Consider the following 21,541-nt stretch of genomic DNA (forward strand, 5'->3'; position numbering starts at 1 on the left):
TGTGAACACCGAGATGACCACTTCCAGCGAATCCCCCAGCTCTTCCCCCACCATTAAAGCGGAAGTTCTTTCCGAGGCCCTGCCCTACATCCGTCGTTTCCACGGAAAAACGGTGGTGATTAAGTACGGCGGCAACGCCATGACAGAAGAATCCTTGCAGCGCAGTTTTGCCCACGACGTGGTGCTACTGAAGCTGGTGGGCTTAAATCCCATTGTGATCCATGGTGGTGGACCACAAATCAACGATGCGCTGAAACGCGTGGGTAAAGAAGGTACCTTTATTCAAGGTATGCGCGTCACCGATGCCGAGACCATGGAAGTGGTGGAGTGGGTGCTGGGCGGCCAGGTACAACAAGACATCGTCATGATGATCAACGAAGCCGGCGGTAAAGCGGTAGGTTTAACAGGTAAAGACGGTTGTTTAATTCAGGTAAAGAAAAAATTCCTACCGGATGCCAACGATCCTGACAACATGATTGATATTGGTTTTGTGGGCGATATCACGCGCATTGAACCTGCCGTGGTTAAAGCGTTGCAAGACGATCAGTTCATTCCTGTGATCTCGTCTATTGGTTACGGTGAAGATGGTCGTGCTTACAACATCAATGCTGACGTTGTAGCGGGGAAAATGGCAGAAGTACTGGGTGCTGAAAAGCTGATTATGCTGACTAACACCCCCGGTGTGCTGAACAAAAACGGTGATTTGCTGCGTCGTCTATCCGCGCAAACCATCGACGAACTGTTCCAAGATGGCACTATTTCTGGTGGTATGCTGCCAAAAATTTCCTCGGCACTGGATGCTGCCCGCAATGGTGTGAACTCCGTACACGTGATTGATGGTCGTGTACCGCACTGCTTGTTGTTGGAAATTTTGACCGATCGTGGTGTAGGCACCATGATTAGCGCACACTAATGCAGTCTGCGCCCCAACGCCCGCTGCGCACCCGCAGTGGGCGGCATTACCCTCAAACCGCTACAGCACAAACCGTCTGGCTTTTTGACCTAGACAATACGCTGCACAACGCCTCGCAAGGCATATTCCAAGCCATTGATCGCAGCATGACTGAAGCCGTGGCCGAATTCGTGCAGGTAGGCATGCACGAAGCCAATGCGCTGCGTCAGAAATACTGGAAACGTTACGGTGCCACCATGATAGGCCTGCATAGGCATCATGGCGTGGATGCTCATGAATTTCTACACCGTAGCCATAACTTTGAGCTACAACCCCTGCTGTGCGCTGAAGACGATATCATCCATCAGCTAAATCGCTTACCCGGCAGAAAAATCGTGCTCACCAATGCACCCGAGCATTACGCTAGGCAAGTGCTGCAACTGGTAGGCATGCATTCGGTATTTGAAGAGATTTGGGCCATTGAGCACATGCAACTTCAGGGCCGCTTCAGACCCAAGCCATCCTTAGCCTTAATGCAGCAACTACAGGCACGCTTTGCGCTGCCCGCTGAACACTTTGTGTTGGTAGAAGATACGCTGCGCAATTTGAAGAGTGCAAAGCAGCTAGGGATGCAAACTGTGCACATATTCAACCCCGGCACACCGCATTCAGCCATGCACCGAGGTAGAAATAGTTATGTGGATTTACGTATTCACAGCATCAGAGACTTAGCACAACGCCATCGTCGCTTAAAACTAGTGGAATACAGCAACCGCTAAGATGACTGCCCACAGACCTCGCAACCGGGGTCTTTTTTAAAGCGTATGCTGTGCCATTTGGCTGTTAGTGCATCAAAGCTTAATAGACGCCCTACCAGCGGCTCTCCGAAGTTACCCAAGACTTTCAGTGCCTCGGCGGCTTGCATGCAGCCTACGGTACCTACAACTGGCCCAAACACCCCTGTAGTAGCACAACGCAGCTCTTCTACGTCATCGGCCTCGGGAAATAGGCAGCTATAGCAAGGTGCCGTCGTATCACGCAGATCGTACACACTGATCTGGCCTGAAAAGCGTATGCCCGCCCCTGATACCAACGGCTTGTGATGGCGCACGCAACTGCGATTAATTGCATGGCGCGTGGCAAAGTTATCGGTGCAATCTAAAACGATATCGGCCGCCATCACTAAAGGCTGCAATGCGTCTTCGTCTAAACGTTGGCAAACCGTATTGATCTCAATAGACGGATTTAACGCCGCCAAGCTTTGCTTGGCTGATTCTGCCTTAGGCATACCGATACGATCGGTAGTATGCAGAATCTGGCGCTGTAGATTACTCAGTTCCACCTCGTCGTCGTCAACGAGGGTTAAGGTACCCACACCCGCAGCAGCTAAATAAAACGCAGCTGGCGAGCCCAAACCACCTGCGCCCACAATAAGCGCATGGGAAGAAACAATACGTTCCTGCGCTTCCACGCCAAACTCATTTAAGAGTATATGGCGTGCGTAGCGCATCAAATGCTGATCATTCATAGCTAACGTAGCTTAAGGCTTAGCAGGCTCTAGTCCGTGAGGCGTCACTCTAAAACGCTCAGCCCCTTCACTATTGCGCGGCGTTACTCTTTTTTTTTGAGCATCATCCGCACTGCCTTCCGCAGCGGGCTCTACTACCGCTGTTGGATCAGATTTCTTCACCTCGCGGCCTTCTAAGAAGTTAACCGCTTGCATAAGCTGGAAGTCATCTGCGCCACCGAACTCAAACATTTTGGGTTCTTCCACGTATTCTTGCGTGTCTTTCTGAGCGTCTTCGTTGTCACCACTTTCGTTATGCAAGTGACGCTGCAAATCGGCTTCGCGTGGTAGACGGAACAAATTACCTTGAGCGGTATCATCTACCAAGATATCGGGTTCTACACCGGTAACCTGAATACTGCGGCCTTCTGGTGTGTAGTACAACGCTGTAGTCAGCTTGATACCGGAGTCTTCGCCCAAAGGCAGTACGCTTTGCACAGAACCTTTACCAAAGGATCTTCCGCCCAAAATCGTTGCACGTTTATGGTCTTGCAATGCACCCGCCACAATCTCGGAGGCCGAAGCAGAGCCAGCATTCACCAGCACCACGATAGGAATTTCACGCAACCAGCCCAACGAGCGCAGGGCTTCTTGATCGCCACGTAAATCGCTCAGTACCGATGCCATAGGCTTAGCAAAGTACTCACGGTTGGACGAAGGAATACGCCCTTTGGTAGATACCACCAGCTTACCGGGCTCAACAAATGCCGAGGTCACGCCAATGGCGCTTTCCAACAAACCACCGGGGTCATTACGTAGGTCTAGCACCAAACCGCGTGGGGTTGTGCCTTCGCTTAGGGTACGCAACTGACGAATCAGGTCGGCAGCAGTACGCTCTTGGAATTGTGCAATACGCACATACATCAAGTCGTTATCCAGCTTTTTGCCGCGTACGCTTTGTACTTTAATTAGGTCACGCACAATGGTGACATCTATTGTTTTATCTTGACCAGCACGTTGAATGGTTAGCTTCACTGAACTTTGCGGCTCACCGCGCATCAGTTTCACCGCGTCATTCAAGCTCATGTCTTTGGTGGGTTTACCATCAATCTGCACGATGATGTCGCCCGCCATAATGCCAGCTTTCGCAGCAGGAGAGTCTTCAATAGGTGAAATCACCTTAGGACGACCGTCTTCGCTACCAATTTCTATACCCAAGCCGCCGAAACCGCCCTGAGTCATGTTTTCCATTTCTTGGAATGCCTCGGCATCCAAGTACGTGGAATGCGGGTCTAGTTCGGCAAACATGCCACGGATCGCATCGCCAATCAGTGCTTGATCAGAAACGGGCTCGACGTAGCTGCTTTTAATGGCTGAGAACACATTGGCGAACTGTTGTAGCTCACGCAATGGTAGCGGCTCACCTCGTTGGGCTACTGCACTGACGGTTAGGCTAATTAATACCCCACCCAAAGCGCCTAAGCCTATTAATCCTATTCCGCGAAGCCTGCGATTAGCCATGTGTTTCCTGTAATCTTGAATTATTGGTATCGCCCATTTGGGCAGTACAAGCATGTTTTACAAAAGGTTGAGCAACAGACACTTCCTGCGTAGAGGTAAAGAATACCGCCATCTGCCTAGCCCCGCAACCATAGCTGAGGGTTTACAGGCTGCCCATTTTGACGAATTTCAAAGTACAACCCTGGCTCTACCTGACCACCCGTTGCACCAACGCGTGCGACGTCCTCACCGGCTCTAACCACATCACCTACTTGCTTTAATAGGCTCTGATTATGCCCATAAACCGTAAGCAAACCGTTACCGTGATCAATTATTAACAAATTACCGTAGCCATTGAGCCAATTGGCATATACCACCTGCCCTGCGCCCACGCTTTTCACTGCTCGGCCTTGCTCGGCACGAATCATGATGCCGCGCCATTTACCGCCACCATCAGGCCTATCTACACCAAAGCGCCCTTGCACTGTGCCTTGCACCGGCATAGGCAAGCCTTTAGATAATCCATTAAAGCCTCCAGCGGGCACCTCACGCACCGGCTCAGACGGGGCCGGTGTAGGTTCAGGCGGTGCACTACGCACCACCTCGCGTACCGCTGGTGGGGGCGGAGGTGGCGGTGTTCTGACTACAGACTCTTCCGTAATACGTATGCGTTCACGCGGCATTTCCTCGGCATCCACAGCCACCACACCGTCGCTAGGTCGTACGCGTACCACTTGCAGGGGTTCTCGTGCTTGTTCAGCGCGTCTGCGTTCTTCCGCAACACGGGCCTCTGCTGCACGTCGCGCCGCCAACTCACGTGCTTGGCGCTCTGCCACTTGTTGACGCTGAGCGGCTTCAGCCGCTTCACGTCGTTGGCGTTCTGCAGCCTCACGGCGGCGCTGTTCAGCTTGGCGCGCTAGCTCTGCTTGCCTAGCAATTTCCACGTCCAAACCGCTAATTAAGCGGCCCAAACGCTCATCGTTGCCTTGCAAGCGAGTGGCTTGCCCACGCTGTTGACTCAGCTCTGTTTGCACTCTAGCCAGCACTTGGCTGCGCTCAGTCTGCTGTGCCAACAACTCTTGTTTCTTTTGCTCACTTTCGGCGCTGAGTTGTGCAAGCTCTTGCTGCGACAACTGCACGTTCGCCTGTAACCTTTCTAAGTTGCGCAAGGTGGCATGTAAGGCTTGGATTTTGTCTGCTTGCGCTTGGGACACATACGATAAGTAGCCCAACTCGCGCTGTATGGCTTGCGGGTCATCGCCCGACAACAACGCTGCCCACGGCGACAAACCGCTGGCATACATAGCCCGTAATTGCTCTGCTAGCTCTTGCTGGCGTTGATCTCGCAGTTTTTCTTGTTCACTGGTTTGGGCACGCAATTCGCCCAAATGCTTTTGTACCTGCTTTGAACGCTGTTCCAGCTCTAATAAACGCCTATCACTGTCAGAAATCGCACTTTCTGTCGCCCGCAACGCTTGAGCTGCGTCTTGTCGTGAGCTTTCTGACTTTTCAATATTTCGCTGTAGCGATTGTATGCGTTGGCGTAGCTCTTGCTGCTGTTGCCTAGCCTCATTTTGTCGGGACTGTAAGTCCTCTGCCCCAAAAGCTAGTGGGGATGCAGCCAGTAATGACCACAGCAAGAGCACGCCACGACGCATATTATTTCGCCTTACCCTGTGCTGCTACCGCTTGCATTTGCGCAGCAATAGCGTCTTCATCGCCCAGGTAGTAGTGACGGATTGGCTTCAGGTTTTCGTCCAATTCGTATACCAGTGGTTGGCCTGTAGGGATGTTCAGGTTCACGATTTCGTCTTCGGACACGTTATCCAAGTACTTGATCAACGCACGCAAGCTGTTGCCATGAGCAGTAACCAGCACGCGACGGCCAGCACGAATAGCCGGTGCAATAGACTCGTTCCAGAACGGCACCACACGCTCTACAGTGGTCTCTAAGCATTCTGTAGCGGGCAGTTGCTCGGGTTTCAAACGGTTGTAACGTGGGTCAAAACGTGGGTGACGTGGATCGTCTTCAGCCACTGGCTCAGGGCCGATAGAATAGGCACGACGCCAGATATGTACTTGCTCTTCACCGTACTTTTCTGCAGTTTCTGCTTTATTTAAACCCTGCAACGCGCCATAATGACGCTCGTTTAGGCGCCAACTCATGCCCACTGGAGTGTACATAGCATCCATAGTGTCGAGCACGATCCATAGCGTACGGATGGCACGTTTAAGCACAGAACAAAATGCGATGTCGAACTCATAGCCATTGGCTTTGAGCAACTCGCCCGCTTGACGGGCCTGTTCACGGCCAGCTTCAGTCAGATCAACATCTGTCCAACCGGTAAAACGGTTCTCCAGATTCCACTGGCTCTCGCCATGACGCATCAATACAAGTTTATACATGGTAAAAATACAGCCTCTAAGTTAAAAATTGCTGTCCATTTTATAATTAAACCCTTCAACCATTCATTTCCGGCTTTCATCAGGATTTATCGTGGAATTCTTATACAGTCAAAACAACCTGCTAATTTTAGTCGTTGCCGTGCTTTCCGGCATCATGCTTCTATTACCAGCCTTCACTAAAAACCGTAATGGTAGAGCCATTGGCCCTTCTGAAGCCGTTGCACAAATGAACCAGCACGATGCCATCATCGTCGACATTCGCTCTGCAGATCAGTTCAAAGCTGCCCATATTGCGCAAGCACAAAACATTCAGCCTGCTGATCTGGAAAGCCGTAGCAATCACTTTGCCAAAGATAAGCCTATTGTAGTGGTATGCGAGCAAGGCCGCACCTCTTCTAAGGCTGTTGCAACTTTGCGTAAACTGGGTTTTGATAAGGTATTTAGCTTGGAAAACGGTCTTCAAGGCTGGATACAAGCTGGCTTGCCAGTGCGCAAGTCCTAACACTTTTTAACGCTTGTTGACACTATCATGGCAAAAGTTCTTATGTATAGCACCGCCGTCTGCCCGTATTGCGTACGTGCCGAGATGCTGCTGAAACAGCGCGGTGTAGAACACATTGAAAAAATCCTGATTGATCGTGACCCTGAACAACGCTCCATCATGATGGAACGCACCGGACGTCGCACCGTTCCCCAAATTTACATCAACGATACCCATGTGGGCGGCTATGATGATTTAGCTGCTTTGGATCGCGCTGGCGAACTGGTGCCGCTGCTGGAATCCTAATTATCTAACGGTATCTGACCTACCATTTTTCTGGAGCTTTCATGTCCGAACAGAACACACCTGAAAACAATGCCGCAGCCGCCAACGAACAGGCCGCACAACCTAGCTTCAGCTTGCAGCGCACTTACGTGAAAGACCTTTCACTGGAAATGCCCAATGCACCACAGATCTTCTTGGAACAAGAAGCTCCTAACGTTGAAGTAGAACTGAAAGTAGGCGCTCAGCGCTTGGCTGAAAGCATTTTCGAAACCTCTGTAACGGCCACGGTCACTACCCGTATTCAGGGCAAAGTGCTGTACCTGATCGAAGCAACACAATCCGGTATTTTTGAAGCAGCCAACATTCCTGCTGAACAGTTGGATCCATTACTGGGCATTGTGTGCCCAACCATGTTGTACCCATACCTGCGTGCAACGGTTGCTGATGCCATCACTCGCACCACACTGCCAGCATTGCACCTGACTGAAGTGAACTTCCAGCAGATGTACGAGCAACGCGTAGCCGAAGCTCAGCAACAAGCTGCTTCCGAAGCACAAAACCAGCCTATTCAGTAAATAGGATGCACAGTTCTGCGCCTGCACGTGTCAGCGTATTAGGAGCCGGTAGTTACGGCACAGCTTTGGCTGTGCTGTGTCATGCTAATGCACCTACTATGCTTTGGGCACGCGACCCCGCCAGCGTTGCTGAGATTAACCAGCAGCATAGCCTTGAGCGCTATCTGCCCGATGTACAGCTACCTGAAGGGCTATCCGCCACGGCATCGCTGGAAACAGCGATGCAACACGCCTTAGGTCACGATGAAAGCCCTGCTTTTATTATTCTGGGCGTACCGGTGGCGGGTTTGGCGCAGCTCTGTACCCAACTGTCCGCTTTTTTACCAAGCACACGCAGACACCCTGTGCACTTGGTACATATTTGCAAAGGCTTTGATGCCCAAAGTGGCGACTTACCACACGTCATCGCCGCGCAACACACCCCTCATCACGACTGGCTACACCACGGTGTGCTCTCGGGCCCCTCTTTTGCCATTGAAGTGGCTAAAGGCTTGCCTGTAGGCTTAACCATTGCCAGCGACAACACCGACTTGATGCACTGCGCTGTAAGCCTGCTACACGGCACACAAGCACGCATTTACAGTAGTCACGATGTGATCGGTGTAGAAGTGGGTGGTGCACTGAAAAATATTATTGCGATTGCCTGCGGTATAGGCGATGGCTTGGGTCAAGGCGCAAATGCTAGGGCTGCCTTAATTACCCGTGGCTTGGCCGAGATCCAACGCTTAGGTGTGGGCTTAGGTGGCTTGCCCGAAACTTTCCAAGGCCTAACCGGTTTAGGCGATTTGGTACTGTCTTCTACTAGCGATCTGTCTAGAAACAGACGCGTAGGCCTTGCTATTGGGCAAGGTGAAGATTTACAGAAAATTTTAAGCTCTGGCATGACTGCCGAGGGCGTACGCTGCGCTGAAGCTGCTCGCACCATTGCATTGCGCTTACAGGTACACGCCCCCATTACCGAAGCCGTGTATCAAGTGCTGCAACAAGGTTTGCCGCCTCGTCAGGCTGTACAAACCTTGCTGTCCCGCGACCCTCGTAAAGAAAGCGCGTAATTACACCTCGTATTCCACTTCCAGCGTTTGCCCTACTTCAATGAACGGACTTTCGCTGGCGTGATACAACGCCATGTTGATACCAAACAATATCCCTGCCTCTGAACGCCTAGAGCTTGCCAGCGCTTTGCTTGGTTGATCACCCACCTCGGCAGTTTCGGGGTTCACGTTAGGCAATGGGCAACGGGTACAGTTTTTCAGGCGTGCGAAATAATGACCACCACCTTGCAAACTTTGTACGTAATCTTCTTCGTACGCGTCTAACCCCTGCACCACAATATTGGGCCTGAAACGGTTGATGCGTATATCGCTACCTTGCTGTGAGCGTATCTCGGCATTGAGCTCATCTAGCGAACTTTCATTGCAGATCAAGAAGGGGAAGCCATCAGCAAAGCCGAACATCCCTTTCTGTAAAAACTCTGCACTTTCGCCTGACCTATCGGCCCACTTCCGTGACCATGTCGCACTCACCGCTCTGTGCGCTGTAGGGTGCACACGCAATAGCCTGCACGACATGCCTAAGAAGCTAGACAGCCACTCAGCAACAGCATCGCCCTCGTCTTGGCCGCGTGTCCAATCAGCCCAAATTTGCACATCCACAATGGGGGGCTGCTCTACACGCTGCAGGCTTACCAAAATATCTGGCATGCCGGGCGCTTGTAAACGCATGTGCTCCGCCTCGATAGTAGGCTGTATTAACGCCATACGAGGAATGGTGCGCTGGGTCATTTTCTCGCCATCGGCATCCACCATTACCCATTCTCTATCCCACGCTAACCCAGACGGCGAGATAGCACTACGTGTGAGCACAAGCGCTGCACACGATTTAATGGGATAACTGTATAACGCACTAATACGAACGCTCATGGCTTACTCCACACTGATATGCCTATTGTCTTTACACTGCGCCTTCATAGCCTAACTGTCGCCATGCCTCAAAAACCGTCACGGCCACCGCATTGGACAGATTTAAACTACGCTGATCGGGACGCATAGGCAACCGCAACCGTTGCTCGGCTGCAAACAATGCCATTTGCTCGGCATTCATACCTGCCGTCTCGCAACCAAACACAAACACATCACCCGCCTTAAACACAGGTTCATTCAATGTTTGGCCCTTAGTGGTCAACGCAAAGCACCGGTCAGCGCTAGCCCCTATAGCCGCTAAAGCTTCAGGTAAGTTTTCATGGACTTTCACTTGTGCCCATTCGTGGTAATCCAACCCTGCACGCTTCAGCTTACTGTCTTCAAGCTCAAACCCTAGAGGTTTAACCAAGTGCAATTGTGCACCTGTATTAGCGGCCAATCGAATAACGTTGCCCGTGTTGGGCGGGATTTCCGGAGAAACCAGAACAATGTGGAACATAACAACCTGATGAATTCAAAAATAATCACGCCACGGCGTACGTGCAACCACGGCAGCATAGACGTGCTGCGCCCCAGCCTGCCGGCATAGTGTTGCGGCATGCTGAAGTGTACTGCCGGTGGTGAGTACATCGTCAACTACTAATACGGTGCTGCCTACTGGCAACGGTGCGCAGTGCCATGCAGGAGCCTGACCCGTTAACCGCTGTTGTCTGCTACGCTGCTTTTGCCCTGTAGACGGTTGGCCGCCTACACTACAAAGCTGACCTATGGCATAAGGTTGCTGTAATTGTTTGGCTACCCGCTTGGCAATTTCCGCCGCGGGATTAAAACCGCGTTGCCGTAATGCCGTGGCAGATGCCGGAATTGCCACCACCTGCACCACAGCGGGCCTTGAGGGCCAGCCTGCAACAATTTGCTGATACAGCGCCTCTGCCATCACGCTTGCCAGCCACTGCTGCTGACGGCCTTTATACGCCTGTATAAGCACCTCAGCATCTCCCTGATAGTCCCATGCCACAAAGACCTGCTCTACCTGCAAAGGACGCACTGCACAGTCTCTACAGCCACCGTGCGAGGGTAAGAGTACGCAACAATGTGGGCAACGCTGCCCTGTTTGCCGTTGCTGGGCTAACTCCAACAAACATAACTCGCACACGCCATAACGCCATGCGCGCTGCTCACACACCACACACGGACGAGGAACCTGTATAACCTGACTGAGAGACTGCAAAAGGTCGCCTAAGCGAAAAGCATGCGCCATAATAGTGCCTTGCTCTAACCAAACTTACACTCTACCGGCCAGCCATGGCTGACAGGGCCACATCGCGCAATCATGTCACACCCTCTTCCTCTTAGCCTCCAGCATGTACGACAGCAATTTGACCGTCGTGCACCCTTAGATGCTCCGCAGTTTTTGTACGGCGAAATTGCCCAACGCATGTTGGCTCGCCTTGGTTATGTACGTGTTGACGTACAAAACGTATTGGATGCAGGTTGCGGCGCTGGTCATGCGATAGACCCACTACGCTCACGTTACCCCGACATGCAGTACACCGGTGTGGATATCAGCCCGCGCCTGCTAGAGGTGGCTACCGAACGCCATACGCATCGTCCCGGCTTGTGGGACAGATTGCGCAACAAACCCACCCCTAATAACAGTTTTGTGTTGGCTGACATGGCCGACACAAAACTGCCCCCAGAAAGCCAAAACCTCATCTGGTCTAACTTGTCGCTGCAGTGGCAACCCGACCCGCAAAAGGTATTTCAAGAATGGCGACGCGTGTTGGCGGCCAACGGCTTAGTGATGTTTTCTGTACCTGGGCCAGGCACTTTCATTGAATTGCGTAACGCACTCAATGCCGCAGATGCCCACACACAAACTCTGTCGTTTGTGGACATGCACGACTACGGCGATCAATTGCTACAAAATGGCTTTACCGATCCCGTCATGGATCAAGAGATCATTACACTCACCTACCAGTCTGCCGAGAAGCTACTGAACGAAGTGCATGCATTAGGCGGCAATGCCAGCACCTTGCGTCGCGGTTCGTTAACCGGCAGGGCATGGCATCAACGTTTGATAGATGCATTAGAAGCCCAGCGCCACATGGATGGCACTATTCATCTAAGTTTAGAAATTGCTTACGGGCATGCGTGGCGCGCCGCGAGTTTGCGTGATGCCCAGAGTGGTGAGGTACGTATTCCGATTTCCAGCATTAGTCGCAAGCGCAACTAAACACCAAAACATAACGTACACAACCGCGCTACCTCTACAAGGAGGTAGCGCGGTCAGTTATTCTGGCTCTGCTTACTGGTTATTGTGGCTACGACGGCGTGCCGACGCATCAATACCCAGTTGCTTCAATTTGCGATACAAGTGAGTACGCTCTAGCCCAGTACGCTCTGACACACGTGTCATGCTGTAGTTTTCACGGGCCAAGTGGTATTCAAAATAAATACGCTCGAACTCATCGCGTGCTTCACGTAGTGGCAGTTCCAAAGAAATGCTACCCAAGTGTGAACCACCTTGTTCGCCTTGAATGGCCGAAGCAGGTGCTTGCATGCGATTCTGCGCATTGGCAACCACGCCTACATCAGCACTTGCTACAGGTACACCACCAACACGTGGTGCTGTCGCCATGGCGGGTACTTTAGGTGGTACTACCACCCGTTCCAAACCGGAGGCCACTGTTTGCAACAGCTTCTGCATAGTGATGGGTTTTTCTAGGAAATCCACCGCCCCTATACGTGTAGCTTCCAGCGCTGTATCGACGGTGGCATGACCACTCATCATCACTACAGGCATGTCTAGCAAACCTTGTGAAGCCCATTCTTTCAATAGGCTAACGCCATCCGTATCCGGCATCCAGATATCCAGAAGTACCAAATCAGGTCGTGCTCTTAAACGAGCTGCACGAGCCTGTGCGGCATTTTCTGCGACTTCCACCGTATGCCCCTCGTCATACAGAATCTCAGACAAGAGTTCACGGATTCCGATTTCATCATCAACTACCAGAATTCTGGCCATAAACCGTCCCTACGAGCTTTTTACGCTATTATCATTACCTTCAACAGAATCAGCTACTACTTTTGATTCTGCCAAGCGGGCCAAGAGGATGGTGATGCGTGCGCCCCCTTCACGTTGATTCGTCACGCTTATCTTACCGCCATGTTCCTCTATGATCTTTTTCACAATGGCTAACCCTAAACCAGTACCTGTAGCCTTCGTTGTTACGTAAGGTTCAAATACTCGGGCCAACAATTGTTCATCAAAACCTGGGCCATTATCCGCCACCACCAATCGTACCCCATGTATGCCCTGTTCTGCATCATGAATGGCACAGGTAGTGCGTACTGTGATGATTCCCTCGCTAGGCTCTCGCCCTTGAGTGGCCGCATACACAGCATTGGCCAACAGATTATGAATCACTTGACGTAACTGCGTTGGATCACCTTCTACGGCGGGTACATCCGCCCCTAGCGATACTTCCCAGTTTACACGTCCGCTGTTTTCTGCAGAAGCACTTTCCGGATCCCATCCGTACAAAGTTAACACCTCATGCAGTAACGCATTTATATCCAATTCTTGCATCTGCGCTTGTGGCACCCGGGCATACTCCCGGAAGTCATCCACCATCTGCTTTAACGACCCCACCTGATTCACAATAGTGGTAGTGGCACGTTTCAGCATTGCCGCATCGGTTTCATCCAGCTTAGATTCCAACTTCAAAGCTAAACGCTCTGCCGACAACTGTATAGGCGTTAGTGGGTTTTTAATTTCATGTGCCAAGCGTCGAGCGACTTCTCCCCAAGCTACTAGACGGTTCGCCGAAATAATATCACTGATATCGTCAAACACCACCAAATAGCCACTGGAATCTCGCCCTATGCGCAGCTCCATACCCCGCGCTAGCAAGGTAATAATAACAGCACGCATATCATGCTTACTGCCAAAGCTTAATTCAAATTGTTGCTGCCAATATTCTCGTGCACCCACCGCCGAATGTTCGGCAAACGCGTTACGCAGCTGGTTGGCAAACCCGTTGTCATCCGTGACATCTTCCAGCGGTTTTCCCTTCACCAAACTTAAATCGGCACGCAAAATATTCTGTGCGGCTTGGTTAAACATCGTGACGCAAAATGCATCATCAAACACCAAAACCCCTGACGACAAACTACTTAATACCGATTCCAGATACAAGTTGGAACGTTCTAGTTGCTGCCTATTACGTTCTACCGCTCGCCTTGCATCGTCTAATTGTCGGGTCATCGTATTAAACGATCGTGTCAGTTGCCCTACTTCGTCTTTATCAGAGCTTTCGGGGAGCGGACGGTAATCCCCTACCCCTACCGCCTGCGTACCAGCCGCCAGCGCCAGCAAAGGTCGTACCAACCGACGCGAAATAGCAATCGCAGCAGCCATCGCCGCGAACACGGCCAGAATCAATGCCAGCGTTAGGATAATGCCATACAACTTACGCAAGCCCTGCCGTGACAAGGCAAGCTCTTGGTAGTCCCTATAACCTTCTTCTACTAACATAGCATGACGCGCAATATTCTCTGGCACGGGCTCGGTAACCTGCAACCAACGCTTATCACTGGATTGCGTAAACTGCCCTAGATAACTATTGCTGCTATCCAGAGGAATCACCACACGTAAACGCAAGCCGGTAGAGCCTACGCCCGGGCTATCGTCTAATTCGGCCGAGGCATACTCTTTTGCTATACGTAAATAGTTCTGTACGTTCTGCTTAGGAATTTCAGGCAGCGACATATCAAAACGCGTAGACGAGTATGCGATCAATCTGCCGGCACTGGTGAAAATCATGGCATCACCAATATTGGTGCGCTCACGTAAACTGTTTAGCACCAAGCCCGGATCCACATGGCTTTCATTGAGCATCACAGCAAGGCTAGCAGCGCGCTTTTTCAAGTCGCTTAACCGGGAGTCTAACGCTGTTCTACCCAAGTCCAAACCAGACTCTAACGCTCTATCGACGCGCACGTTAAACCACGACTCAATAGATCGCGACATAAACTGCACCGACAGCACGTAAATCAATGTGCCTGGCAAAATACCTATCAAGGTGAAATACAAGGCAAAGCGCGCAGTCATCCTGGCGCCAAACTGCCGTTTCTTGACTTGCCGCAGTAAGCGACCGCCTAACAGCACCACCCAGAATACTAAGGCGACCGCCAAGATACCATTCAGCACCAACAGCACATCGTAGTATTCGTTATAGCGTGAAGCGTTAGCCGTGGACCACACCAATAAGCCCAGCAACGCCACTGCACTAATCGCAGCGATGATCAGGGCTATACGCAGCACCCAGCGTATTACGGCTGGTGCTCGGCGTCGGAAATCGAAAAAGTGAAGTTTTTCCATGGGGTGGACAACGTCCAAGCACGGCGATTCATCGCATCAACTTGGAAGGGCCTAGTCAATAAAGAGGTATCCAGACGCAAACGCAAGCGTCCATACAGTTCGGTGTTTCGGTCAAAATCACTTACTGGTGCCACAGCCCAGCCTCGTATATGGCGCAACGACGCCAAGGCCTCATTTAGACTGCTTTCCGGCAATAACAGCTCCCCCGAGCCCACACGCCATTGTCTGGTTAACGCATTGTAGGTGACCCGCCAAGTCTGATTGGCATCTACTATTGTTTTATCGAACCACCACCAGCGTGTACTACGTATCTCCACATCAACGGTGAAGTACAGGGGAATCCCTTTATAGACTACGTCCTGTAGTTCAGGACTTAGCTCAAAATCCACATCGGCATCTATGTACAGACGCCCATCACGTATCACTGGCTCTACCCGTACTACTTCTTCGGTAGTGCCTTGTTGCCCGGTATCGACTACCGTGGCCATAGAAGGTGTTGTTTCTGTTGCCACATCGGCAACGCGTAAACCTTGAGCAGAACCAACAGGCACCACAAGACACAACGCTAATGCTAGCCCTGCCTTGCGTACAAACCGGTTGAGTCTACCCCTTACTTTCATGGCTTACGCTCACACCTCTTTACGTAATAACTGATAAAAGAACCCATCGCCACAGGGCTGCCCAGCTACTACAGGCTGAGGTAAAACTTGCCCGGGACTAGGAAGCGCCACCGCATCAGGGTGTCGTGCTAAAAACGCCTTGCTTTGTTCTATACCTTCTTGCGGGAAAATAGAACACGTGACATACAGCATATACCCACCGGGTTTTAATGTCAGCCACAGCGCATCAGCAATACGGCCTTGCAATGCTGCTGTTGCCGCCACATCTTGTGGGCGACGCAACCAGCGTATGTCGGGATGACGGCGCACAATACCGGATGCTGTACATGGCACATCGGCCAAAATCGTATCAAACGGTTTACCGTCCCACCATTGTTCTACATTCGCCGCATCAGCCGCTTGTATAGTCACCTGATCAGAATTCAAACCCAGACGCTGCAAGTTTTGAGGAACACGTTGCAATCGTGTGGCATCGGCATCCAGAGCCACCAACGAAATATCAGCACGTTCTAACAAATGGGCTGTTTTACCACCCGGTGCTGCACACGCATCCAGTACGTGCATGCCATCTTCTATAGGCAACAAAGCACCCGCTTGCTGTGCAGCGTAATCTTGTACCGACCACCAGCCTTGCTCAAAACCCGGCAATTGCTGCACAGGCAGAGCTTCGGCTAACACCACAGCCTCGCCACCCGGCGCCCAGCATGCGATACCAGCCTCGTCAAACAACGCTTGCAAACGGGCCACAGAGCAGCGGCGCTGATTCACACGCAGGGTTAACGGACCGGGGCGATTTGAGTGCTGCAAAATGGCTTCCCACTGCTGTGGGTACGCTTTTTTAATCTGTTTGATCCACCAGTTGGGGAAATTCCAACGAGCCTCGGGGTGGCTATTTGCCTCTTCCAATAACGCGGTACGCTCACGCAAATAGCGGCGCAACACAGCGTTAATCAAGGCTTTATACACACGCAACAAACGGTGATCCGCAGCAGCTTGTACTGCTTGGTTCACTACCGTATGGGGAGCATAAACAGGAACTTCTGGTTGATCAGAAAAGGCGTCTTCGTTTTCTTGTACCTCGACAGCACTATCTAACACTGCCAACGACACTAGCAACAAGGCTTCTGTTAAACCAGAGGGAGCTTTACGACTGACCAATTGGCTTAATAACTGCTTAGCCAACCCTAAGCGTCGCAAACTATGAAAGCTAACCGCTTGAGCAGCAGCACGCACCGTAGCTGGCGTTTGCGTCAAGCATTCTGTTAATGATTTACCTGCTAATACCCCTTGCACGAGCTGGGCGCTTGCCAGCAATACAGTAGATAGAGAAGGAGTAGTAGACGACATGGCAAAAAACACTAAAAAAACAGCCTGCCCTTTATAGAGTTGGGCACGAGAAACTGTAACATCTTTTGTGTAGTGCCATACAGCTTTTATACAGTTGGTGCTACGATCGTAGTTTGGTCCAAACTGGGAAGCGAGGCATGACACAATACAAACTTGATGATAACAGCCCTGTAGTACATAACAGTGCCTATGTGGCCGAAGAAGCCGTATTGATCGCCAAGGTGCAGCTTGATGCCCACACCAGCGTCTGGTCTGGTGCTATTTTGCGTGGCGATAACGAGCTCATTCATGTAGGCACAGGCTCTAATGTGCAAGAAGGCGCTGTTTTACACACCGACCCTGGCTACCCGCTAACCCTAGGCACCAACGTCACCGTGGGCCACCAAGCTATGTTACATGGCTGTACGGTAGAAGACGGCAGCCTCATTGGTATCCAAGCCGTAGTATTAAACGGTGCGGTCATTGGCAAAAACTGCCTAGTAGGTGCTGGTGCGTTAGTGACTGAGGGCAAGACCTTCCCAGAACGCTCGTTGATTATTGGCTCGCCCGCCAAAGCCGTGCGTACGCTCAGCGATGAAGAAGTCGCCAACTTGCAGCGTAATGCCAAAACGTACCAAGACCGCTCTGCACACTACAAAACTGCATTACAGAAACTATGACGCCCTACATTCTTGTTACCGGCGGCACCGGCTTTATCGGTAGCCTCACCACTGTCAGCCTACTCGAGGCAGGCCACAACGTACTCATTCTGGATAACCTCAGCAACAGTTCACCTTCCGTGCTGGATGCCATAGAGAAAATCACCGGTAAACGCCCTGACTTCATCCAAGGCGATATACGTGATGCCGCACTATTGGCTGATCTGTTCTCTCGCTACAGCATACAAGCCGTGATGCATTTTGCTGGGCTCAAAGCGGTGGGCGAATCCGTACAGTTTCCCTTACGTTATTACGACAATAACGTGCACGGTTCGGTGCAACTATTACAAGCCATGCAAGCCGCCAATGTACGTACGTTTATTTTCTCGTCGTCCGCAACGGTTTATGGTGATCCTAAGTTCCTGCCGCTGACAGAAGACCACCCACTGTCCACGACCAACCCCTATGGTCACAGTAAGTTGATGGTGGAAGAGATTTTGCAAAATCTCTACAAAAGTGAAGACGGCTGGCGTATTGCCTGCTTGCGTTACTTCAACCCAGTAGGCGCACACCCCAGTGGCCTCATTGGCGAAGCCCCTCAAGGTATACCTAACAATCTCATGCCCTATGTTGCGCAAGTCGCGGTAGGTGAGCGTGCTCAATTAAGCGTCTTTGGCGATGATTACGACACTCCCGATGGCACGGGTGTACGTGACTATATTCACGTGATGGATTTAGCCGAAGGCCATTTAGCAGCGTTGAATTACTGCCTAGAAAACGATAGCGAGTTGCTGGCGGTGAACTTAGGTACAGGCACCGGTTATTCGGTGTTGGATATGATTTCAGCGTTCGAGCGCAGCAGCCAACGACGCATTGCCTACCAGATCGCTCCTAGACGCCCGGGTGATATTGCCTCATGCTGGGCTGACACCTCGTTTGCAAGAAAGAAACTGGGCTGGACGGCATCGTCTGGTATTCAGAAAATGTGTGATGATGCGTGGCGGTGGCAGTGTCATGCGGCGGCTACCAAGAACGGTTGATTGCTTGCTGTGTTCATAACACATGCAGGGACTGTTTTCATCGCACATGCTGGGGGACTGCGGAACAACTTTTTGTGATTTGAGATACCAAATCAAAAAAATTTTCTCTCCGCCCCCCCCCCCTGAATATGCCACTACAGAAAGATTTACAGCCCCTTCTATCCAGAAGTACGAGATTCTTCGGGTAGCAATAAACATAAAAACCGTGGCATGCAACGAAGGAAAGGCGGAGGGAAGTATTTTTCAATTTGGTTTACAAATTTAAAAACACTTTCGCAGCCTTAGGCTCATGTAGTCCAGTTGTGAGTAAGCGGGCTTATAGCTTCCGCCTAGAACCAGTCACAGCCTCACCCCGCATGGACCGCACACCATCTACGATCAACAACAATATCGCCGTCCACACACACCCATACGTGATCCATTGCATGTTTTCAATGCGCTCACCTAGCAGCAACGCCACTACCACCAACAAGGCAGGCTCTACGTAGGCCAGTAGCCCAAATAGCCCCAGCGGCAATCTGTGATTAGCCAATACCATCAAGCCCAACGACGTGGCACTCAAAATACCCAAGCCCAGAATCAACCACAACAGGGTGGCAGTAAAGGTGCCATCAGGTAAGGCTTTACTGGTTTCTACAATAAACCACGCAGCCACTGGCGCACTTAATAGCAAATCAAACCACATGCCACCTAAGTTGCTGGTTTTAAGAATGCGACGCAACGCAAAGTAGAACGGGTAGCCCAGTGCTACCATAAACGCAGGCCATGATACTTGTGGGGCGAAAAGCAATTCGTTTACTACGCCTACACCCGCTATCGCGCACACTATTTTTTGCAGTGTGGTGATGCGCTCTTTAAATACCAATCTGCCGGTCAGCACTAAGGTCAGAGGCAAGAGGAAATAGCCCAGTGACACATCCAAGGCATAGCCATTCACGGGCGCCCATAGAAACAACCACAACTGCACACCCACCAAGAAGGACGATACCGGCAACGCCAACCACAACCAAGGTTCGTGTTTGAGTCGCTTCCAAATGGCAGTCACGTCTTTAGCTTGACGTGTGGCGATCAGAAACAGTGTCAGACATGGGATGGTAAGCAAGATACGCCAACCATAAATCTGTATGCCATTTAATGGCGCTAACAAGGTGGAATAGTAGTACAGCACTCCAAAGAGTACGGAGGACGAAATAGAGAAAATAACGCCTGCTATAGAAGCTGGATTATGGGTACTCACGCCACACACCTTGTTGAACAATTATTCAGTAGTAAAGCCGTTGATTATGGTGTCCCACTACAGGCTATGCAACCCAGATGCCAGAATGCCACATCCTGACGCACACACCACGACCAGCACTCAGACACAAAAAAACCTGCCCGCCTAAGCGAGCAGGTTTTTACTCATACCGTGACGGAGGCTTAAATGCCGCCCATCAACATGTATTTAACAGTCATGTAGTCGTCCAGACCGTAGAAGGAACCTTCACGACCAACGCCAGACTGTTTCACGCCACCAAATGGAGCAGCTTCGTTGGACAGGATGCCGGAGTTAATACCGATCATGCCGTATTCCAAACCTTCTGCTACACGCCATACGCGGCTCAAGTCGCGGCTGTAGAAGTAGGCTGCCAGACCGTAGATAGTGTTGTTCGCCAAAGCGATCACTTCTTCGTCTGTTTTGAAGCGGAACAATGGTGCCAATGGACCAAAGGTTTCTTCGCCTGCCACGATCATGTCTGCTGTAGCGTTAGCTACAACGGTAGGTTGGAAGAACAAGCCGCCTTTTTCGTCGGACTCGCCACCTGTCAACACTTTACCGCCTTTGGATACTGCGTCAGCAATGTGCTCACGGATTTTATCTACAGCGCTTTGCTCGATCAGCGGACCTTGGGTCACGCCATCGTCCATCCCGTTACCGACTTTCAGTTTTTTCACTGCAGCAACGAATTTCTCGGCAAATGCATCGTACACGCTGTCGTGAACGTAGAAGCGGTTTGCACATACGCAAGTTTGTCCGGTGTTACGGTATTTGCTGGCCATCGCGCCTTCAACAGCGGCATCCAGATCAGCATCTTCAAACACGATGAATGGAGCGTTACCACCCAATTCCAAGGACACTTTCTTGATTTGCTCGGCGCTTTGCTTCATCAGCAAACGGCCAATTTCTGTGGAACCTGTAAAGCTCAGTTTGTGCACAGTTGGGTTGGAGGTCATTTCGCCACCGATAGCGGAAGCGGAGCCTGTCAACACAGAGAACACACCAGCAGGTACACCGGCTTCTTCAGCCAACACAGCCAACGCAAATGCGGAGTACGGTGTTTGTGTAGCAGGTTTCACCACAATAGAACAACCAGCAGCCAATGCAGCAGCTACTTTACGGGTGATCATGGAGGATGGGAAGTTCCAAGGCGTAATCGCTGCACATACACCGATTGGCTCTTTAGTAATCACGATACGACGGTCACCAGCTGGGCCAGGGATCACATCACCGTAAGCACGTTTGGCTTCTTCACCGTACCACTCTAGGTAAGATGCACCGTAAGCAATTTCACCACGGGACTCGGCAATAGGTTTACCTTGTTCGATGGTCATAATTGTTGCGAGGTCTTCTTGGTTTTGCATCACCAAGTCGAACCATTTACGCAAAATGTTTGCACGCGCTTTAGCGGGTTTAGCACGCCACAATTTAAAGGCTTCAGCAGCACTTTCAATTGCACGACGTGTTTCAGCAGCACCCATTTTAGGGATAGTGCCGATCACTTCTGCGGTTGCTGGGTTTTGAACTTCCAGCGTTTCGCCGGAATCAGCGTTCACCCACTGGCCATTAATATACGCTTGCTGCTTAAACAGCTCAGGACGCGTCAATTTCATTTGTGTACTCCACGAGCAAAAATCAATGTCATTATTTACTACCACCACCCCCTAGCTACATGGCATGCAACTGG

General features: G+C 51.2%; 22 protein-coding genes. 9 read left to right on the forward strand and 13 right to left on the reverse strand.

Going from position 1 to position 21,541, the window contains the following annotated elements; all coding sequences use genetic code 11:
- The first annotated feature begins 13 nt into the window (after positions 1 to 13).
- Together argB and GY634_RS04470 are read left to right on the forward strand one after the other, a co-directional pair.
- Complete coding sequence (argB, locus tag GY634_RS04465; protein WP_166407379.1) at positions 14 to 913, forward strand: acetylglutamate kinase; 900 nt, start codon at positions 14 to 16, stop codon at positions 911 to 913.
- Entirely contained in the window at positions 913 to 1,671 is a 759-nt protein-coding gene (locus tag GY634_RS04470; RefSeq protein ID WP_166407380.1) for a pyrimidine 5'-nucleotidase, read from the forward strand. Before argB ends, GY634_RS04470 begins: the two co-directional genes overlap by 1 nt.
- Here the strand turns inward: GY634_RS04470 and GY634_RS04475 are convergent.
- From GY634_RS04475 to gpmA, 4 genes are all read right to left on the reverse strand, one after another.
- Entirely contained in the window at positions 1,668 to 2,420 is a 753-nt protein-coding gene (locus tag GY634_RS04475) for a HesA/MoeB/ThiF family protein (RefSeq protein WP_166407381.1), read from the reverse strand. The genes GY634_RS04470 and GY634_RS04475 overlap by 4 nt on opposite strands.
- A 12-nt stretch (positions 2,421 to 2,432) precedes the next feature.
- On the reverse strand, positions 2,433 to 3,920 hold the full coding sequence (locus tag GY634_RS04480) for a S41 family peptidase (RefSeq protein WP_166407382.1): 1,488 nt from the start codon (positions 3,918 to 3,920) through the stop codon (positions 2,433 to 2,435).
- A gap of 116 nt (positions 3,921 to 4,036) precedes the next feature.
- Positions 4,037 to 5,557 carry a murein hydrolase activator EnvC family protein gene (locus GY634_RS04485; protein ID WP_166407383.1) on the reverse strand — a complete coding sequence of 507 codons (1,521 nt, stop codon included), beginning with the start codon at positions 5,555 to 5,557 and terminating at the stop codon, positions 4,037 to 4,039.
- A 1-nt stretch (position 5,558) separates the two neighbouring features.
- Positions 5,559 to 6,305 carry a 2,3-diphosphoglycerate-dependent phosphoglycerate mutase gene (gpmA, locus tag GY634_RS04490; protein WP_166407384.1) on the reverse strand — a complete coding sequence of 249 codons (747 nt, stop codon included), beginning with the start codon at positions 6,303 to 6,305 and terminating at the stop codon, positions 5,559 to 5,561.
- A 91-nt stretch (positions 6,306 to 6,396) separates the two neighbouring features.
- On the opposite strand from gpmA, the gene GY634_RS04495 reads away from it, so the two are divergent.
- Genes GY634_RS04495 through GY634_RS04510 form a run of 4 tightly spaced genes read left to right on the forward strand, consistent with a single transcriptional unit; the run spans position 6,397 to position 8,698 of the window.
- Positions 6,397 to 6,807, forward strand: a complete 411-nt coding sequence (locus tag GY634_RS04495; RefSeq protein ID WP_166407385.1) for a rhodanese-like domain-containing protein — start codon at positions 6,397 to 6,399, stop codon at positions 6,805 to 6,807.
- Between the two features lie 27 nt (positions 6,808 to 6,834).
- Entirely contained in the window at positions 6,835 to 7,092 is a 258-nt protein-coding gene (gene grxC, locus GY634_RS04500; protein ID WP_135867043.1) for a glutaredoxin 3, read from the forward strand.
- A gap of 41 nt (positions 7,093 to 7,133) precedes the next feature.
- Entirely contained in the window at positions 7,134 to 7,646 is a 513-nt protein-coding gene (gene secB / locus GY634_RS04505; RefSeq protein ID WP_135867041.1) for a protein-export chaperone SecB, read from the forward strand.
- A gap of 5 nt (positions 7,647 to 7,651) precedes the next feature.
- Positions 7,652 to 8,698: an NAD(P)H-dependent glycerol-3-phosphate dehydrogenase gene (locus GY634_RS04510; protein WP_166407386.1), complete on the forward strand. Its 1,047-nt coding sequence runs from the start codon at positions 7,652 to 7,654 to the stop codon at positions 8,696 to 8,698.
- Here the strand turns inward: GY634_RS04510 and GY634_RS04515 are convergent, their stop codons facing one another.
- Genes GY634_RS04515 through GY634_RS04525 form a run of 3 tightly spaced genes read right to left on the reverse strand, consistent with a single transcriptional unit; the run spans position 8,699 to position 10,826 of the window.
- The gene (locus GY634_RS04515; protein WP_166407387.1) at positions 8,699 to 9,565 is read right to left on the reverse strand and encodes an MOSC domain-containing protein; all 867 of its coding nucleotides are present in this window, start codon (positions 9,563 to 9,565) and stop codon (positions 8,699 to 8,701) included. It abuts the gene before it with no gap.
- A 31-nt stretch (positions 9,566 to 9,596) separates the two neighbouring features.
- Positions 9,597 to 10,064, reverse strand: coding sequence for a tRNA (cytidine(34)-2'-O)-methyltransferase (locus tag GY634_RS04520; protein ID WP_166407388.1), 468 nt, complete (start codon positions 10,062 to 10,064; stop codon positions 9,597 to 9,599).
- A gap of 15 nt (positions 10,065 to 10,079) precedes the next feature.
- Positions 10,080 to 10,826: a ComF family protein gene (locus tag GY634_RS04525; RefSeq protein ID WP_166407389.1), complete on the reverse strand. Its 747-nt coding sequence runs from the start codon at positions 10,824 to 10,826 to the stop codon at positions 10,080 to 10,082.
- Positions 10,827 to 10,898: 72 nt separating this feature from the next.
- Between GY634_RS04525 and GY634_RS04530 the strand changes: the two genes are divergently transcribed.
- Positions 10,899 to 11,801 (forward strand): methyltransferase domain-containing protein, encoded by a 903-nt coding sequence (locus tag GY634_RS04530; protein ID WP_166407390.1) that lies wholly within the window; start codon positions 10,899 to 10,901, stop codon positions 11,799 to 11,801.
- Between the two features lie 72 nt (positions 11,802 to 11,873).
- Here the strand turns inward: GY634_RS04530 and GY634_RS04535 are convergent, their stop codons facing one another.
- Genes GY634_RS04535 through rsmB form a run of 4 tightly spaced genes read right to left on the reverse strand, consistent with a single transcriptional unit; the run spans position 11,874 to position 16,918 of the window.
- The gene (locus tag GY634_RS04535) at positions 11,874 to 12,593 is read right to left on the reverse strand and encodes a response regulator (RefSeq protein WP_166407391.1); all 720 of its coding nucleotides are present in this window, start codon (positions 12,591 to 12,593) and stop codon (positions 11,874 to 11,876) included.
- Positions 12,594 to 12,602: 9 nt separating this feature from the next.
- Positions 12,603 to 14,903 (reverse strand): sensor histidine kinase, encoded by a 2,301-nt coding sequence (locus GY634_RS04540; protein WP_166407506.1) that lies wholly within the window; start codon positions 14,901 to 14,903, stop codon positions 12,603 to 12,605.
- Positions 14,903 to 15,571, reverse strand: coding sequence for a DUF4390 domain-containing protein (locus GY634_RS04545; protein ID WP_242683601.1), 669 nt, complete (start codon positions 15,569 to 15,571; stop codon positions 14,903 to 14,905). Before GY634_RS04545 ends, GY634_RS04540 begins: the two co-directional genes overlap by 1 nt.
- A gap of 9 nt (positions 15,572 to 15,580) precedes the next feature.
- Positions 15,581 to 16,918, reverse strand: coding sequence for a 16S rRNA (cytosine(967)-C(5))-methyltransferase RsmB (gene rsmB, locus GY634_RS04550; RefSeq protein ID WP_166407392.1), 1,338 nt, complete (start codon positions 16,916 to 16,918; stop codon positions 15,581 to 15,583).
- Between the two features lie 137 nt (positions 16,919 to 17,055).
- Here rsmB and GY634_RS04555 point away from each other — a divergent pair, with 137 nt between their 5' ends.
- Together GY634_RS04555 and galE are read left to right on the forward strand one after the other, a co-directional pair.
- Entirely contained in the window at positions 17,056 to 17,577 is a 522-nt protein-coding gene (locus GY634_RS04555; protein WP_166407393.1) for a gamma carbonic anhydrase family protein, read from the forward strand.
- On the forward strand, positions 17,574 to 18,596 hold the full coding sequence (gene galE / locus GY634_RS04560; protein ID WP_166407394.1) for a UDP-glucose 4-epimerase GalE: 1,023 nt from the start codon (positions 17,574 to 17,576) through the stop codon (positions 18,594 to 18,596). Before GY634_RS04555 ends, galE begins: the two co-directional genes overlap by 4 nt.
- Positions 18,597 to 18,912: 316 nt before the next feature.
- On the opposite strand, the gene rarD is transcribed toward galE, so the two are convergent.
- Both rarD and GY634_RS04570 read right to left on the reverse strand, forming a co-directional pair.
- Positions 18,913 to 19,833, reverse strand: coding sequence for an EamA family transporter RarD (gene rarD / locus GY634_RS04565; protein WP_166407395.1), 921 nt, complete (start codon positions 19,831 to 19,833; stop codon positions 18,913 to 18,915).
- A gap of 182 nt (positions 19,834 to 20,015) precedes the next feature.
- On the reverse strand, positions 20,016 to 21,467 hold the full coding sequence (locus GY634_RS04570; protein ID WP_166407396.1) for an NAD-dependent succinate-semialdehyde dehydrogenase: 1,452 nt from the start codon (positions 21,465 to 21,467) through the stop codon (positions 20,016 to 20,018).
- Positions 21,468 to 21,541 lie beyond the last annotated feature (74 nt).

Origin of the sequence: Paenalcaligenes suwonensis (assembly GCF_011290505.1) — a bacterium.
Classification (GTDB): Bacteria; Pseudomonadota; Gammaproteobacteria; order Burkholderiales; family Burkholderiaceae_B; genus Paenalcaligenes; species Paenalcaligenes suwonensis.

Bases quoted from the DNA above. Each gene is read 5' to 3' on its own strand.
- argB (WP_166407379.1), top strand. From the start codon at position 14: ATGACCACTTCCAGCGAATCCCCCAGCTCTTCCCCCACCATTAAAGCG.
- GY634_RS04470 (WP_166407380.1), top strand. From the start codon at position 913: ATGCAGTCTGCGCCCCAACGCCCGCTGCGCACCCGCAGTGGGCGGCAT.
- GY634_RS04475 (WP_166407381.1), bottom strand. From the start codon at position 2,420: ATGAATGATCAGCATTTGATGCGCTACGCACGCCATATACTCTTAAAT.
- GY634_RS04480 (WP_166407382.1), bottom strand. From the start codon at position 3,920: ATGGCTAATCGCAGGCTTCGCGGAATAGGATTAATAGGCTTAGGCGCT.
- GY634_RS04485 (WP_166407383.1), bottom strand. From the start codon at position 5,557: ATGCGTCGTGGCGTGCTCTTGCTGTGGTCATTACTGGCTGCATCCCCA.
- gpmA (WP_166407384.1), bottom strand. From the start codon at position 6,305: ATGTATAAACTTGTATTGATGCGTCATGGCGAGAGCCAGTGGAATCTG.
- grxC (WP_135867043.1), top strand. From the start codon at position 6,835: ATGGCAAAAGTTCTTATGTATAGCACCGCCGTCTGCCCGTATTGCGTA.
- secB (WP_135867041.1), top strand. From the start codon at position 7,134: ATGTCCGAACAGAACACACCTGAAAACAATGCCGCAGCCGCCAACGAA.
- GY634_RS04510 (WP_166407386.1), top strand. From the start codon at position 7,652: ATGCACAGTTCTGCGCCTGCACGTGTCAGCGTATTAGGAGCCGGTAGT.
- GY634_RS04515 (WP_166407387.1), bottom strand. From the start codon at position 9,565: ATGAGCGTTCGTATTAGTGCGTTATACAGTTATCCCATTAAATCGTGT.
- GY634_RS04520 (WP_166407388.1), bottom strand. From the start codon at position 10,064: ATGTTCCACATTGTTCTGGTTTCTCCGGAAATCCCGCCCAACACGGGC.
- GY634_RS04525 (WP_166407389.1), bottom strand. From the start codon at position 10,826: ATGGCGCATGCTTTTCGCTTAGGCGACCTTTTGCAGTCTCTCAGTCAG.
- GY634_RS04530 (WP_166407390.1), top strand. From the start codon at position 10,899: ATGTCACACCCTCTTCCTCTTAGCCTCCAGCATGTACGACAGCAATTT.
- GY634_RS04535 (WP_166407391.1), bottom strand. From the start codon at position 12,593: ATGGCCAGAATTCTGGTAGTTGATGATGAAATCGGAATCCGTGAACTC.
- GY634_RS04545 (WP_242683601.1), bottom strand. From the start codon at position 15,571: ATGAAAGTAAGGGGTAGACTCAACCGGTTTGTACGCAAGGCAGGGCTA.
- rsmB (WP_166407392.1), bottom strand. From the start codon at position 16,918: ATGTCGTCTACTACTCCTTCTCTATCTACTGTATTGCTGGCAAGCGCC.
- GY634_RS04555 (WP_166407393.1), top strand. From the start codon at position 17,056: ATGACACAATACAAACTTGATGATAACAGCCCTGTAGTACATAACAGT.
- galE (WP_166407394.1), top strand. From the start codon at position 17,574: ATGACGCCCTACATTCTTGTTACCGGCGGCACCGGCTTTATCGGTAGC.
- GY634_RS04570 (WP_166407396.1), bottom strand. From the start codon at position 21,467: ATGAAATTGACGCGTCCTGAGCTGTTTAAGCAGCAAGCGTATATTAAT.